Origin of the sequence: Rhizobium hidalgonense (genome assembly GCF_002914525.1) — a bacterium.
Taxonomy (GTDB): Bacteria; Pseudomonadota; Alphaproteobacteria; order Rhizobiales; family Rhizobiaceae; genus Rhizobium; species Rhizobium hidalgonense.
Genome location: NZ_LODW01000049.1, coordinates 82,240 through 95,847 on the forward strand (window position 1 = coordinate 82,240; position 13,608 = coordinate 95,847).

At 63.1% G+C, this 13,608-nt stretch carries 13 protein-coding genes; 1 reads left to right on the plus strand and 12 read right to left on the minus strand.

The features are described 5' to 3' along the window. Positions 1–132: 132 nt before the first annotated feature. The 11 genes from ATY29_RS12515 to ATY29_RS12565 form a co-directional block, all read right to left on the minus strand. Positions 133–1,542 (minus strand): sensor histidine kinase, encoded by a 1,410-nt coding sequence (locus ATY29_RS12515; protein ID WP_003569341.1) that lies wholly within the window; start codon positions 1,540–1,542, stop codon positions 133–135. Next, a complete protein-coding gene (locus tag ATY29_RS12520; protein WP_375164600.1) occupies positions 1,539–2,294 on the minus strand; it encodes a response regulator transcription factor in 756 nt (251 codons plus the stop codon). The genes ATY29_RS12515 and ATY29_RS12520 overlap by 4 nt, the downstream gene beginning before the upstream one ends. Before the next feature lie 66 nt (positions 2,295–2,360). Continuing rightward, the gene (locus ATY29_RS12525) at positions 2,361–3,959 is read right to left on the minus strand and encodes a Do family serine endopeptidase (protein WP_003569345.1); all 1,599 of its coding nucleotides are present in this window, start codon (positions 3,957–3,959) and stop codon (positions 2,361–2,363) included. 244 nt (positions 3,960–4,203) lie between these two features. Further along, the gene (locus tag ATY29_RS12530; RefSeq protein ID WP_025415723.1) at positions 4,204–4,659 is read right to left on the minus strand and encodes a cytochrome c-type biogenesis protein; all 456 of its coding nucleotides are present in this window, start codon (positions 4,657–4,659) and stop codon (positions 4,204–4,206) included. Then, positions 4,656–6,644 (minus strand): heme lyase CcmF/NrfE family subunit, encoded by a 1,989-nt coding sequence (locus tag ATY29_RS12535; protein WP_097536473.1) that lies wholly within the window; start codon positions 6,642–6,644, stop codon positions 4,656–4,658. The genes ATY29_RS12530 and ATY29_RS12535 overlap by 4 nt, the downstream gene beginning before the upstream one ends. Then, positions 6,641–7,138 carry a cytochrome c maturation protein CcmE gene (ccmE, locus tag ATY29_RS12540; RefSeq protein ID WP_097536475.1) on the minus strand — a complete coding sequence of 166 codons (498 nt, stop codon included), beginning with the start codon at positions 7,136–7,138 and terminating at the stop codon, positions 6,641–6,643. The genes ATY29_RS12535 and ccmE overlap by 4 nt, the downstream gene beginning before the upstream one ends. Next, the gene (gene ccmI / locus ATY29_RS12545) at positions 7,135–8,295 is read right to left on the minus strand and encodes a c-type cytochrome biogenesis protein CcmI (protein ID WP_097536477.1); all 1,161 of its coding nucleotides are present in this window, start codon (positions 8,293–8,295) and stop codon (positions 7,135–7,137) included. Before ccmI ends, ccmE begins: the two co-directional genes overlap by 4 nt. Before the next feature lie 98 nt (positions 8,296–8,393). Then, positions 8,394–8,819: an RT0821/Lpp0805 family surface protein gene (locus ATY29_RS12550; RefSeq protein WP_097536479.1), complete on the minus strand. Its 426-nt coding sequence runs from the start codon at positions 8,817–8,819 to the stop codon at positions 8,394–8,396. A 118-nt stretch (positions 8,820–8,937) separates the two neighbouring features. Then, positions 8,938–10,341 (minus strand): ATP-binding protein, encoded by a 1,404-nt coding sequence (locus tag ATY29_RS12555; RefSeq protein WP_003569355.1) that lies wholly within the window; start codon positions 10,339–10,341, stop codon positions 8,938–8,940. Further along, positions 10,331–11,002, minus strand: coding sequence for a response regulator transcription factor (locus ATY29_RS12560; protein WP_003569356.1), 672 nt, complete (start codon positions 11,000–11,002; stop codon positions 10,331–10,333). The genes ATY29_RS12555 and ATY29_RS12560 overlap by 11 nt, the downstream gene beginning before the upstream one ends. Before the next feature lie 54 nt (positions 11,003–11,056). After that, a complete protein-coding gene (locus tag ATY29_RS12565) occupies positions 11,057–11,305 on the minus strand; it encodes a hypothetical protein (RefSeq protein ID WP_003569357.1) in 249 nt (82 codons plus the stop codon). A gap of 497 nt (positions 11,306–11,802) precedes the next feature. On the opposite strand from ATY29_RS12565, the gene ATY29_RS12570 reads away from it, so the two are divergent. Further along, positions 11,803–13,026: an MFS transporter gene (locus ATY29_RS12570; RefSeq protein ID WP_003569359.1), complete on the plus strand. Its 1,224-nt coding sequence runs from the start codon at positions 11,803–11,805 to the stop codon at positions 13,024–13,026. 227 nt (positions 13,027–13,253) lie between these two features. Here the strand turns inward: ATY29_RS12570 and ATY29_RS12575 are convergent, their stop codons facing one another. Continuing rightward, positions 13,254–13,559, minus strand: coding sequence for a Dabb family protein (locus ATY29_RS12575; protein ID WP_003569361.1), 306 nt, complete (start codon positions 13,557–13,559; stop codon positions 13,254–13,256). Between the last annotated feature and the right edge of the window lie 49 nt (positions 13,560–13,608).

Sequence of the window (13,608 nt, forward strand, 5' to 3'; positions counted from 1 at the left end):
CTCCCTGGCTTTTGAGCGGAAGAAAACGGCCGCATGGAATCGCGAACCGCCTGCTTCGATCGGCATTAAACTAGGGTCTCGGCGGCAAACCGCCAATACGCGATTCAGCGGATCGCAATTCGGCAGCAGAGTTCAGGCAGCCTTGGCCGGGAAGATCATGCTGACAGTCAAGCCGCGCTGTCCGGGCCTGTCGGGATCGGTATCGGAGAGCTCCAGCCGACCATTGTGCAGCTCCATGACCGCTTCGACAAGCGAAAGCCCGAGCCCGGTCCCCGGCTTCGAACGGCTTTCATCGAGGCGAACGAAGCGCTTAACCACATCGTCGCGCCTGTCGGCCGGAACACCCGGCCCATGGTCGGCGACCGAAAGGCAGATCCCATCCGGATGGCGGGCAAGCTTCAGCGACACCGTGCCCGCCCCTTCGGTATCGGAGGAATATTTGATGGCATTGTCGAGCAAGTTGAAGATTGCCTGGCCGATCAACTCGCGGTTACCCTGCACCTCGACGCCCGGTTCGACGCTGGCGCTGAGGCCAAGCCCGGCTTCCTCGGCCGCCGGTTCGTAAAGCTCGGCGCTGTCGGAGACGATCGCCGAAAGTTCGACAGGCGACATCTCGGCGGCGACCGACCCGGCCTCGACGCGGGAGATCATCAGCAGCGCGTTGAAGGTACGGATCAACTGGTCGGATTCGGAAATAATGCCTTCGAGCGCAGTGCGCCGCGTCTCGCCATCGCCGAGATCGAGCGCATCGGCAGCCTTGTTGCGCAGCCGCGTCAGCGGCGTCTTGAGATCATGGGCGATATTGTCGGAGACCTGCCGCAGACCCTCGTTCAGTTTCTCGATGCGCTCCAGCATGGTATTCAAAGACATGGACAGGCGGTCGAATTCATCGCCAGAGCCGCCGACCGGCAGGCGCTGAGAGAGATCGCCGGCCATGATTTTCTTGCTGGCATCCGACATGCGGTCGATGCGTTTCAGCGCATTTCGGCCGATGGCGAACCAGATGATGATGGCGCCAAGTCCCATGATCGCCAAGGCCACCATCAGCGCCTGGCGCACCAAGAGACGGAAACGCTCGGGATCGCCGAGGTCGCGGCCGATCAGGATCCGCAAGCCGTTGTCGAGCACGAAGATATTGGCGATCGCCTTATGGCGGCGCTCGACGCCGCTGTCGGTATAACGCTGGTAGCTGAAGGGTGCCGAGGCCCAGCCGATTTCCTCGAAAACGCCAGGCTGCACCGAGGCGACGTTGCCGGCGAGAATATCGCCCGAGGGGCCGGCGATGACATAGAGATTGGCGCCCGGCTGGCGGGCGCGCCGCTCCATCGTGCGCAGCAGAAGGTTCATGCCGCCGCTATCATAGGCGCGCTGCACCTGCTCCACCTCCTGCTTGACGGCGTCGCGGATCTGGCCGGTCAGCAGCCGTTCCGACATCGCCGTCACATAGAAGACGAGCGTCGCGGCGCAGATGGCGAAAAGCAGGATATAGAGTGCCGAAAGGCGGACTGCGGTGGACTTGAATAGAACCCTGAAGCGGCTCATCCCTCGTCCTTGATCATGTACCCCGCGCCCCTGATGGTCTTCAGGAGCGGCTGGCTGTAGTCCTTCTCGATCTTCGAGCGCAGGCGCGAGACGTGGACGTCGATGACGTTGGTCTGCGGGTCGAAGTGATAGTCCCAGACGTTTTCGAGCAGCATGGTGCGGGTCACCACCTGGCCGGCATTCTTCATCAGATATTCGAGCAGGCGGAATTCGCGCGGCTGCAGGGGGATTTCCTTGCCGCCGCGACGCACCTCGTGGGAGAGCCGGTCGAGTTCGAGATCGGCGACGCGATAGACGACGTCCTGATCCGGCGTGCCCTTGCGCCGGCCGAGCACCTCGACGCGGGCCAGCAACTCGCTGAAGGCATAGGGCTTCGGCAGATAGTCGTCGCCGCCGGCGCGAAGGCCAGTGACGCGGTCATCGACCTGGCCGAGGGCCGAAAGAATGAGAACAGGTGTATGGATCGCCTTGCGGCGCAGCTCGCTGATGACGGAGAGCCCATCGCGGCGCGGCAGCATGCGGTCGATGACGATGACGTCGTAGGTATTTTCCGACCCCATGAACAGGCCGGCCTCGCCGTCGCTGGCGTGATCGGCGACGATGCCCGCCTCGCGAAAGGCTTTCGTGAGGTAGACGGCGGCTTCGAGATCATCTTCGATGATGAGAATCTTCATGCGGCCGACATTACCCACCGGCTGCGTTTCGGCAAGGCTCAAAGCATCTTCCTGCGGGGCGGCGCTCATCGCGATCATCCTTGAAAATCAGAACAATCGAGCCGCGCGGGTTTTCGCCCGCACGGCTCCGGTTTTCTTAAAAATTCAGCCCTGGCCGTTGATCGGAAGCGCAACGAAGCGGCTTCCTTCGCTGGACTGGATCTGGAACAGCGCCCTTGTGCGGCCGTCCTTCTTCGCCTGGTTCAGCACCTTGACGATATCGGCGGCGCTGGAGACTTCCTGGTTGTTGACCGATGTGATCTTCTCGCCTTCCTTAATGCCCTTGTCGGCAGCGTCGGAGTCCGGGTCGATGCCGGTGATCGCCAGGCCTTTGCCGTCATCGGAAGGACCAACCGTCAGGCCGAGATCGGCAAGCGCCTTTTCGGACGCCGGTGCCTCAGGCTGCTGCGGCTGGCTGTTTTCATCGGCAGAAGCATCCTTCTGGTCGGCCGGCAGGGTGCCGAGTTCGACGGTCAGGGACTGGGCCTTGCCGGCGCGCCAGACCGATAGCTCGGCCTTGCTGCCCGGCTGCATCGCACCGATGCGGCGGCTGAGATCACGTGCATCCTTGATCGTTTCACCGTTCAGCGCGGTGACGACGTCGCCGGCCTTCATACCGGCCTTGTCACCCGGCGATCCCGCCTGCGGGGCGACGACGAGGGCGCCGCTCGGCTCGGAAAGGCCGATGGATTCGGCGATGTCCTTGGTCACGGGCTGGATCTGGACACCCAGCCAGCCACGCGAAACTTGGCCGTCCTTCATCAGATCGGCGACGACATCCCTGGCGGTCGAAGCGGGAATGGCGAAGGCGATGCCGACGCTGCCGCCGGACGGCGAGAAGATCGCCGTGTTGATGCCGACGACTTCACCGCTGAGGTTGAAGGTCGGACCGCCGGAGTTGCCGCGGTTCACGGCGGCATCCACCTGCAGGTAATCGTCATAGGGGCCGGAGCCGATATCGCGGCCGCGGGCCGAAACGATGCCCGCGGTGACGGTGCCGCCGAGGCCGAAGGGATTGCCGACAGCGACGACCCAGTCGCCGACGCGGACATTGTTGTCATCGGCCCAGTTGACATAGGTGAACTTCTTGCCCTTGCCGTCGACCTTCAAGACAGCGAGGTCGGTGCGCGGATCCTTGCCGATCAGCTTGGCATCGAGCTCGGTGCCATCATTCATGACGGCGACGAAGGCCTGGCCATCGGAAACGACGTGGTTGTTGGTGACGATATAGCCGTCCTCGGAGATGAAGAAGCCTGAGCCCTGAGCGACCGGACGCAGACGGCCCTTGCCGCCGGGGCCATTCGGGCCGCCCGGACCACCGGGGCCGTTCTGGCCGAAGCGCCGCTGATGGCCCTGCTGGTCATTCGGCTCCTGGCCGAACTGCTTGAAGAAGCGCTTCAGCGGATGATCGTCGGGAAGATCGTCGAAGCCGCGGCCGTTGAAATCGAAGGAGAAGCCGTCATTGTTGTCGGAGACGGGATTGACGCGGTTTTCGACGCGAACCGAAACAACGGCCGGGGAAACGGCATCGACGACATTCGCGAAGCTCGGCACGGCAGGCGCCTGAACCTTGACGGCTTCAGCGTAAGACCGGGTGATTTCGAGCGGAACGCCGGTTGCGAGCACAGCGGCTGCAATACCGGCAACGGTAGAAGCCTTGAGCACGGTGGCGAGGGACGGACGTCCGTTGAAATTCTTGAGCATTGGAGCACCTTCTCTTGTTCTTAGTTCTCAGACCGGCGACGCCGGATCAGTCGATGAATGAAGATATAGGATGCCGCACCTTACTGCGAACTGTCCGGCCGATGAAAAGTTGGTAATGTTTGCAATGTTTGGCAAAGGGCTGAGTGCAGATGGCCTCAGCCGCGCCGGCCTGGGGCTCCGAAATTCTGCGCTCCGCGCGCTGCTTTCCTGCCGGAGGGGCGCGGCCGGAATTGCTGGCGGCCGATTATTTCTTCAACAGCTCGGTCAGTTGCGCCTGCTCCTCCGCCGTCAGCTTGCTGCCCGTCGGCTTTCCGGCCCTCCTGCGGGCAAGGAAGAGCAGCGACAGGCCGCCGGCGAGCACCAGCAGTACCGGGGCGCCCCAGAGCAGGCCCGTCTTCATGCTGAAACGCGGTTTCAGCAGCACGAACTCACCGTAGCGCGAGACGATATAATTCAGCACCGCCTCGTCGCTGTCGCCATCGGTGATGCGCTCGCGCACCAGCAGGCGCAGATCCTTGGCCAGATCGGCGTTGGAATCATCGATCGACTGGTTCTGGCAGACCATGCAACGCAGTTCCGCCGAAAGGGCGCGGGCGCGCGCCTCTAGCGCCGGGTCGGCCAGCACTTCGTCGGGATTGACGGCGAAGGCGGGTGCGGCCATCAGCATCATTGCCAAAACCAGGAAGAGGCACCGGATCATTCGGCTGGCCCCAGCGCCGGTCGCGTCTGCTTCGCCTTGCGGCGCGGCGCGCCGACGCGCAGGCGGCGGTCGCTGAGCGAGACGAGGCCGCCGAAGGCCATGAGCACAGCGCCGCCCCAGATGCACAGGATGAACGGCTTCCACCAGATGCGCACGACGATGCCGCCGTCCTTGGTGGCGTCGCCGAGCGAGACGTAGAGCTGGCTGAGCCCGAAGGTCAGGATGCCTGCCTCGGTCGTCGGCATTTGGCGGGCGGTGTAAAGGCGCTTGGCCGACCAGGTGTCGGCAACCGCAACACCGGCGCGCCGGACGGCGAAGTGGCCGCGCTCCTCGGTATAGTTCGGCCCGGTCGCCGGCTGCATGCCGTCGAAATGCAGGCTGTAGCCGCCGGCATCGGTCGTCGCGCCGGGCTTCATCTCGATGACGTGCTCGGTCTGAAAGGTCGTGACCGCGACGATGCCGAGTACGGTGACGCCGAGCCCGGCATGGGCGAGCGCAGAACCGAAGGCCGAACGCGGCAGGCCGGTAAAGCGGCGCCAGGCGACATTGCCCGCCACTTTGCCGATGCCGGCGCGATACCAGAGATCGGCAGCCGCGCCGAGGACCAGGAATAGCCCGGCCGCCAATCCGAGCACCGACAGCACCGGCCCGCCCTGTTCGAGATAGAAGAAGATCAGTGCCGCCGTAAAGGCGAGACCCGCAACGACGTAGAGCCGCTGAAAGGCGCCGAGCAGATCGCCGCGCTTCCAGGCGAGCAGGGGCCCGAAGGGCACGATGACGATCAGCGGCGCCATCAAGAGGCCGAAGGTCAGGTTGAAGAAGGGCGGCCCGACGGAAATCTTGTCGCCGGTGATCGTCTCCAGCAGTAGCGGATAGAGCGTGCCTGTCAGCACCGTGCCGCAGGCAACCGTCAGTATCAGATTGTTGACAACAAGCGCGCCCTCGCGCGAAATCGGCGCAAACAGCCCGCCGGCCGACAGCTTCGGCGCGCGGAAGGCAAACAGCGACAGCGCCCCGCCGATAAAGATCAGCAGGATACAGAGAATGAAGACGCCGCGGCTTGGGTCGCTGGCAAAGGCATGCACCGAGGTCAGCACGCCGGAGCGGACCAGGAAGGTGCCCATCAGCGACAGCGAGAAGGTGAGGATGGCGAGCAGCACCGTCCAGATCTTCAGCGCCTCGCGCTTTTCCATAACGAGCGCTGAATGCAGCAATGCGGTGCCGGCGAGCCAGGGCATGAAAGAGGCGTTTTCCACCGGGTCCCAGAACCACCAGCCGCCCCAGCCGAGTTCGTAGTAGGCCCAGTAGGAGCCCATGGCGATGCCAAGCGTCAGGAAGGTCCAGGCGGCCAGCGTCCAGGGCCGCACCCAGCGAGCCCAGGCGGCGTCGATGCGCCCTTCGATCAGGGCAGCAACCGCAAAGGAGAAGCAGACGGAGAAGCCGACATAACCGAGATAGAGCAGCGGCGGGTGGATCGCCAGACCGACATCCTGCAGGACGGGATTGAGATCGCGGCCCTCGGCCGGGGCCGGATCGAGTCGCAGGAAGGGATTGGAAGTGAGCAGAATGAACAGCGTGAAAGCGACCGAAATCCAGGCCTGCACGGAAAGTACATTGGCCTTCAGCGTCTCCGGCAGGTTGCGACCGAAGACGGCGACGAGCGCGCTGAACAGCGTCAGGATCAATAGCCAGAGCATCATCGATCCCTCGTGATTGCCCCAGACGCCGGAATATTTGTAGATCAGCGGCACCAGCGAATGCGAATTCTCCCAGACGTTCTCGACGGAAAAATCCGAGACGACATGGGCATAGGTCAAGACGCCGAAGGCGAAGGCGACGAGCGAAAACATCGCCAGCGAACCAATCGTCGCCACATCCATCATCGCCCGGTCATGGCGGCGGGCGCCCAACGCCGGCACGATCGAGAGGATGAGCGCCGTTGCGAGCGCCAATACCAGAGCGTAATGGCCGATCTCGATGATCATTGCGTGGCTTTCGCTTCCTGGGCTTTATTTTCTTTCCCCGGGCTTTCCTGCCCTTGGCCTTCTTTCCACAGCCCCTGCTGCTTCAGCCTGTCGGCTACATCTTTCGGCATATAGGTCTCGTCATGTTTGGCAAGCACGGTGTCGGCAACGAAGACGTTGGTCCCGGCGCTAAACATGCCTTCGGTGACGACGCCCTGCCCTTCGCGGAAGAGATCGGGCAGGATGCCGGTATATTGAACCTTCACGGCATTGGTGCTGCTATCGGTGACGGCAAATTCCACGGTCGAGCCAGCGCCGCGCACGACGCTGCCCTCTCCCACCAGGCCGCCGAGCCGGATACGGGTTTCCGGCGCCACCGGCGTCTTTGCCAGATCGGCCGGCATGTAGAAATAGGCGACCGACTGATTGAAGGCGAACATGACAAGCAGCACGGCGGCGGCAATGAAGCCCATGCCGCCTGTGATCACCGCCAGGCGCTTCTGCTTGCGCGTCATTCCGTCACTCCTTCCGTGGCGATGCCGAGCTCATTGGCAAGCGCCAGCAATTGCCTGCCCTGCTCGCTGCCCGCCGGAAAAGCAGCAAGCCCGCGTTTCAGGGCGCCGGCGGCGCGATCCTTATCGTTCAAGACCGCGTAAGAGCGGACGAGCCGCATCCAGCCTTCAAAATTGTTCGGATCGACGCTGAGCTTGGCGTCGAGGCTCTCGACCATGCCGCGGATCATCTGCTGCCGATCGCCGGTGCTCATATTCTCCGCCGCCGCCACATCTTGCTGCGTGGGATTGCCAGGGGCACTCGGATTGCCAGGGGCAGCCGGTTCGGCGTCCGGGGCAGCCGGCTCGCCGCCATTCATGGCGATATGCTGGTTGACCAGCGGCAGCCAGGGCGCTTCTGCTGGTGATTGTTTTGCCAGCGCCTCGAAGGCCCGGCGCGCTTCATCGGGCCGTCCCGCCTGCTCCATGCTAAGGGCGACATAGAAGCGGGCGCGCGGATTATTCGGTTCCAGCGTCAGCGATTGTTCAAGCACCCGACGCGCTTCCTCCGTCACTACGCCGTCGGAGACCGCCATCAGCGTCTCGGCCAGGCCATCGAGCCGGACCGGGCTTGGGCCAAGAAGGCGGATAGCATTGCGATAGGCGACCTGCGCGTCGTTCACGCGCATCGTGCGGAAATAGATCGGCGCCAGCACGTCCCAGCCCTTGCCGTCATCGGGACTTTGCGCCAGGTGCCGTTCCGCCTTGGCGATCAGCACCGCCACGTCGTTGCCGGGATTTTCCAGCCGCGCTTGCAGCGGCTGCGAGGGCAGGTCCGGCCTGCCGGTCGTCAAATAAAGACAGAGCCCGAGAAGGGGCAGAAGCAGAAGGACGAAGGCTTCGGTGAAACGGTGGTGCCGGGCGGGTTTCGGCGCCTCTTCCGGCTCGTCGGCAGAGACGGCGATCAGCCGCCGGCCGATTTCCGCCCGGGCATAATCAGCTTCTTCCGGCGTAATCAGTCCGCCATTCAGATCGCGGTCGAGTTCACGCAGCTGGTCGCGATAGACCGCCGCATCGCCGACACGGCTATTCTCCGCCGCCTTCGCTCCGCGCAGAAGGGGGTAGAGCAGGATGGCGGCAACGGCTGCCGTCAAAGCGGCAACGAGAATCCAGAACAGCATATCGGCCCAAATACGCGAAGCGCGCCGTCATTCCAACTGCCAAAGCCGGAATGACGAAGATTTGAGGCTATTGGCCGCAATTCGGAACGGAAATCGTCTCAACCGAGTGGCGACCAGCTGCCGTCCTCGTTGCGGCAGGCAGCGCCCCGCACCACGGTGTCCTTGCCGTCGACGGTCAGCGTATGGGTGTATTGCCGGCAGTTCTGCGAACCGACCTGATAGGGTGCTGCGGCGACAACCTTGCCAGTGACGTCCTTGCCGGTCCACAGCGTCGGCTGGCCGACGGCGGCACCTTCCAGCGCCCGATATTCCGCCTCGAGCGCCCGCTGCCTGTCGCTGTCGCTCAAGTTTACGCCGCTGCGGCCGACAAGGCCGCCCTGCAGCGCAGTGAGGAAGGCGGCTGAGGCCGAGGGCTTGCTCGAAAAAATGCCGCGCGAAGCGGCACCCTTCGTCGTCGTGCAGCCGGTGAGCGCGACGGCGACGAGAAGAGCGGAAGCGATCATGCCTTGCGAGCGTAAAATCATTGCGTCGAACCACGATCAGGGGTCAATTTCAGCCGATCGAAGTGCAGCGTCCCCGTGTCAGCATTAAGGCAAAGCATGCTATACATTTGCCAGTATCTTTGTGACATCAAGCAGTTGCTCATGCAACATCCTTTGTGATGCCGGGCAGGATAAGCTTCGCCTTCAGCCCCCCCCATTCGCCGCGAGAAAGCTCGAGCCGTCCCTGATACTCACCGGAAATCTCGGTGACGATCGAGAGGCCGAGGCCGGTGCCGGGCTTGCTTTCGTCGAGCCGGCGGCCGCGCTTCAGCGCCTCGCGGATCTGATCGGGCTCCAGGCCGGGCCCGTCATCCTCGACGGCAAGCTCCACCCAGTGGCGCCGCGCGCTTGCCTCCGCTCCCTTGACGTCGTCGCCGGCCTCGACGGCCGAAAGCCGTACCTTGCTTTTGGCAAAACGCGCCGCATTCTCCAGGAGATTGCCGACGGTTTCCTCGAGATCCTGCTGCTCCATGGCGACGGCCAGATGCGGCGGCGAGACGACGAGATCGAATTCGGTATCGACGTTCAGCCGGCGCATGACGCGCACTAGCCGCTCGAGCGCCGGTTCGGCATCGGTGCGGGCGAGCACGGATTCGCGCTGCGCGGCGATGCGCGCTCGGTTGAGATAGGATTGCACCTGCCCCTGCATCGATTCCGCCTGGCTGCGCACCAGTTCGCCATGGGATTTTTCGAGAACACGCGCCTCGTTGAGCAGAACGGCAATCGGCGTCTTCAGAGAATGGGCGAGATTGCCGACCTGCATGCGCGCCCGCTCGACGATGCGGCGGTTGCTGTCGATCAGTGCGTTGACCTCGTTGGCGAGCGGCAGGATTTCGCGCGGGAAATCACCTTTCAATTGCTCGCTCTCGCCGGCGCGGATGCGCTCCAACGCGGCACGCGCCTTGTCGAGCGGCTTCAGGCCGTACAGAATCGCCAGCGCATTGACGATCAGACTGCCGACGCCGAAACCGGCGAGCGCCAGATAGAGGCTATGGGAAAAGGTGCGCACGTCGTCTTCGACGACATCGACATTGCCGGTGACCCGCACGCGCGCCGCGCGCCCATCGGTATCGAGCACCACTTCGGTCTCGGCTACCTGGACGCGGTTACCAGAGGCATCCGTCACTTGGTAATAGCGTTCGTAATTTTTGTCGAAGGGCGCTTCGACGACGGAGGGAACCGGAATGAGCGCCGAGCCGAGCGAGGGCGAGACCAGCGGCGCCGTCGTATAGGTACCGAGCGGTTCTACCACCCAATACCAGCCGGTCTTCGGCTGAGCAAACCGCAGGTCGCCGAGCTGCGGGCTTCCGCTCAACGCCCCCTGATCGCCGATCGTCACCGAGTTGATGACGTTATAAAGCTGCGCGCGCAATAGATCCTGAAAACCACGTTCGGCGCTCTTGCGGTAGAGAGTGGAAATCAACAGGCCGATCACGACAAGCGCCACCGTCGACCAGACCGTGGTCAGCAGCAAGACACGTGCGGTGAGCGACTTAATTCGCATGTTTCGGCGCTTGGATGCGGTAACCGAGACCGCGCACCGTTTCGATCAGATCGACGCCCATTTTCTTGCGCAGGCGGCCGACAAAGACCTCGATCGTGTTGGAATCGCGGTCGAAATCCTGGTCGTACATGTGCTCGACCAGTTCGGTGCGCGAGACGACCTCGCCCATGTGATGCATGAGATAGGCAAGCAGCCGGTATTCGTGCGAGGTCAGCTTCAGCGTCGTACCATTGACCGTCGCCTTCGAGGATTTGGTATCGAGCCGCACCGGCCCGCAGATGATCTCGGATGAGGAGTGTCCCGCCGCACGCCGGATCAGCGCCCGGATGCGAGCCAGCACTTCCTCGACATGGAAAGGCTTGGTGACGTAGTCGTCGGCGCCTGCGTCGATGCCGGCGACCTTGTCGCTCCAGCGGTCGCGCGCCGTCAAGATCAGCACCGGCACGCCGCGGCCGGCGCCGCGCCATTTTTCGAGAACTGTCACCCCATCCAGTTCCGGCAGGCCGATATCGAGGATGATGGCGTCATAGGGTTCGGTATCGCCGAGGAAGTGACCCTCCTCGCCGTCGAAGGCCTGGTCGACGACATAACCCGCCTCCTTCAGCGTGTCGGCCAGCTGCCGGTTTAGATTGACGTCGTCTTCGACTACCAGGATGCGCATCGGTCCGCCTTCGTCCGCTTCAAATCGATCATGTTCTGAATAGACCGATTCCGACTACATCGGAACCTTTACCGTTACTTTGCGTGGACGCTGGCCGTTGCCCGACACCAGAACGGTGATGATGCAGGTATCGCCCACCGGTTGCACGGATAGGAGCTGGCCGCCTGTCTGCTCGACGACCTGGGCTGCGGCGGCGCTGCAATCGGCTGCCACGCGCAGGACGAGGGTGCCCGCGCCGTCTGGCGAGGGCGCCGATACCACCAGTGCGGCGGCCAGTGCTGCGACGCTCAGAGAAAAGGCCATGTGCTATGCTTTCAAGGGTAATGCCAACGTGCTGCGAATATGTACTCACACGACCTGAATGGCAAATGAATGCACTGTAATGCAGGGCATTTAGAACCATTCTCGACTGTTGGCGGCAGCCGGCGTCAGCGGCTGAAAACCGCTGCCGCGGCACGCTTCGGCTGCCTTTCCGTTCATCGGAAAATGGCGTTCCGCCTTTGGATTAACGAGGTTCTTCATCCTCTTCCCACGAAGGCAGGCGCAGGCCGAGCCGACCCCATCCAGCCGATCCCATGACGGTCGTCTTCGAATCGGCAGCACCGTTTTGTTTGCCACGTTTCAGCTGCCGGTATCGGCCCGACTTTCCTGCGCTTGACTTGAAATTACCACTCTATCTTTTCGCCCTTAGCGGGAAAAATGCAGGCCGCGGGGGGGGGCGAATTGCGATCGCGGCTTTGACCGGCCGATTGAAACTGTTATGTCCTTGTGGCTCCCGCATTCAGGCCATTTCAGCACCCATGCTAAATTCCTTTCGCTTTCGCTCGGCGCAGACGGTCACAGTGCTTGCCGTCACCCAGCTGATCGGCTGGGGCACGACCTTCGACATGCTCGGCGTCATGGGCCGCGTCGTAGCGCCCGCTCTCGGCTTGGCGAATGAGGTGGTGTTTGCCGGGCTGACAATCATGATGATGGTCAGCGCCATCGTTGGTCCGGCGACCGGCCGCTGGCTCGGCCGCTACGGTGCCGCCCGGGTGCTTTCGGCCGCCTCGCTGACCTTTGCGCTTGGCTTGCTCCTGCTTGCCGCCGCAAACGGCATCGTGCTCTATGCCAGCGCCTGGGTGGTCATCGGCATCGGGGGCGCATTTGGCCTTTCGGCACCGGCCTATACCGCCGTCGTCGAGCGCGAAGGGGAAAACGGCAAACGCGTCATCGCCATTCTTATGCTGTTCACCGGGCTTTCGAGCGCCATCTTCTGGCCGATCCTCAGCCTGCTCAACGAGACGCTCGGCTGGCGCCTGACCTTTCTCGTCTGCGCGGCGCTGCAATTCTTCGTCTGCCTGCCGCTGCATCTTTTCGCCTTGCCGAAACCGATCGTCACGCAGATCGCAGGCGGCGCGGCAGACATTGCCCCGGTGCCGCTCACCGCGGCGGCGCGGCGCAAAGCCTTCCTGCTGATTGCCGCGGCGACGACGATCTCGACCTTTATCACCTTCGGTATTTCGCCATCGCTGCTCGAAATCTTCCGCCAGTCCGGCGCCTCGCCAGCCTTTGCATTGCAGCTTGGCTCGGCGCGCGGCGTGCTCGGCATCTCGGCACGTTTCCTCGACATGCTGCTCGGCCGCCGCGGCAACTCCATGCTCAGCGCGGCCATGGGCATCGGCCTGATGATGATCAGTTTCCTGATCATGCTGGTCGCCAGTCAATCCGCACCGCTGCTTGTCACCTTCATCCTGCTTTACGGTTTCGGCGCCGGCGTCATGACCGTCGCCCGCGCGCTTCTGCCGCTGGCGCTGTTTTCGCCTGCCGAATACGGCCTGCAATCGGCCCGGCTGTCGCTGCCGCAAAACCTCGCCAACGCCATCGCCCCGGTCCTCTTCACCGCCATTCTCGACCGCGCCGGCACCGGGCCGGCGCTCGTCGCCTGCGCCGCTTTTGCGGCTTTGGCACTGGCCTTCGTGCTGATGCTGATGGCGCTGGTGCGCGGCGCCCACGCGTCACAGCCGAGCCCCGTCGCATCGTGAGAGCCCGGCCCGTCACGTCAGCCATTCTTAATATGTCTTGATTATCATCGACATTGGGACGAGAGCGGCTTTCCGTCCAGGCATCGCGGCTGTTGCCGCCAACTCACAACCAACGCGCAACCGCTTTTGGCGAATCTCTTGAATCGCTTGCCACCGCTTTTTCGAAAGTTGAGTCCGGCGGCTCAGAAGTTGAGTCAGCTTGGCATGGCCGCCGAATGTTTGCGAATTCAAAGCGGCCGCGTCACCGCCGTGCGGCTGTCGTAATCGGCGGCGATGCGCTTTTCCCGGAGCGGCCGGACACGCTCGATCGACAGCTGATAATCGGGATGGGCCTTGTAGGCGGCAAGGGCCGCCTCGTCGTCGAATTCGCCGTAGACCACGAGATCGATCTCGGTGCCCAGTTGATCGGTCTTCACATTGGTGCCGATTTCCAAGAGCCTCGCATAAGGAATGCCGGTGAGGATCGAAAGCCCGGCCCTCACCTCTTGCAGATGTTCCTCCTGCACGGTGAAGAAGACGATATGGCGGATCACGCGGAATCTCCTGTCGGATTTTATCTAGATGCCAGAGCGACCTTGGCGC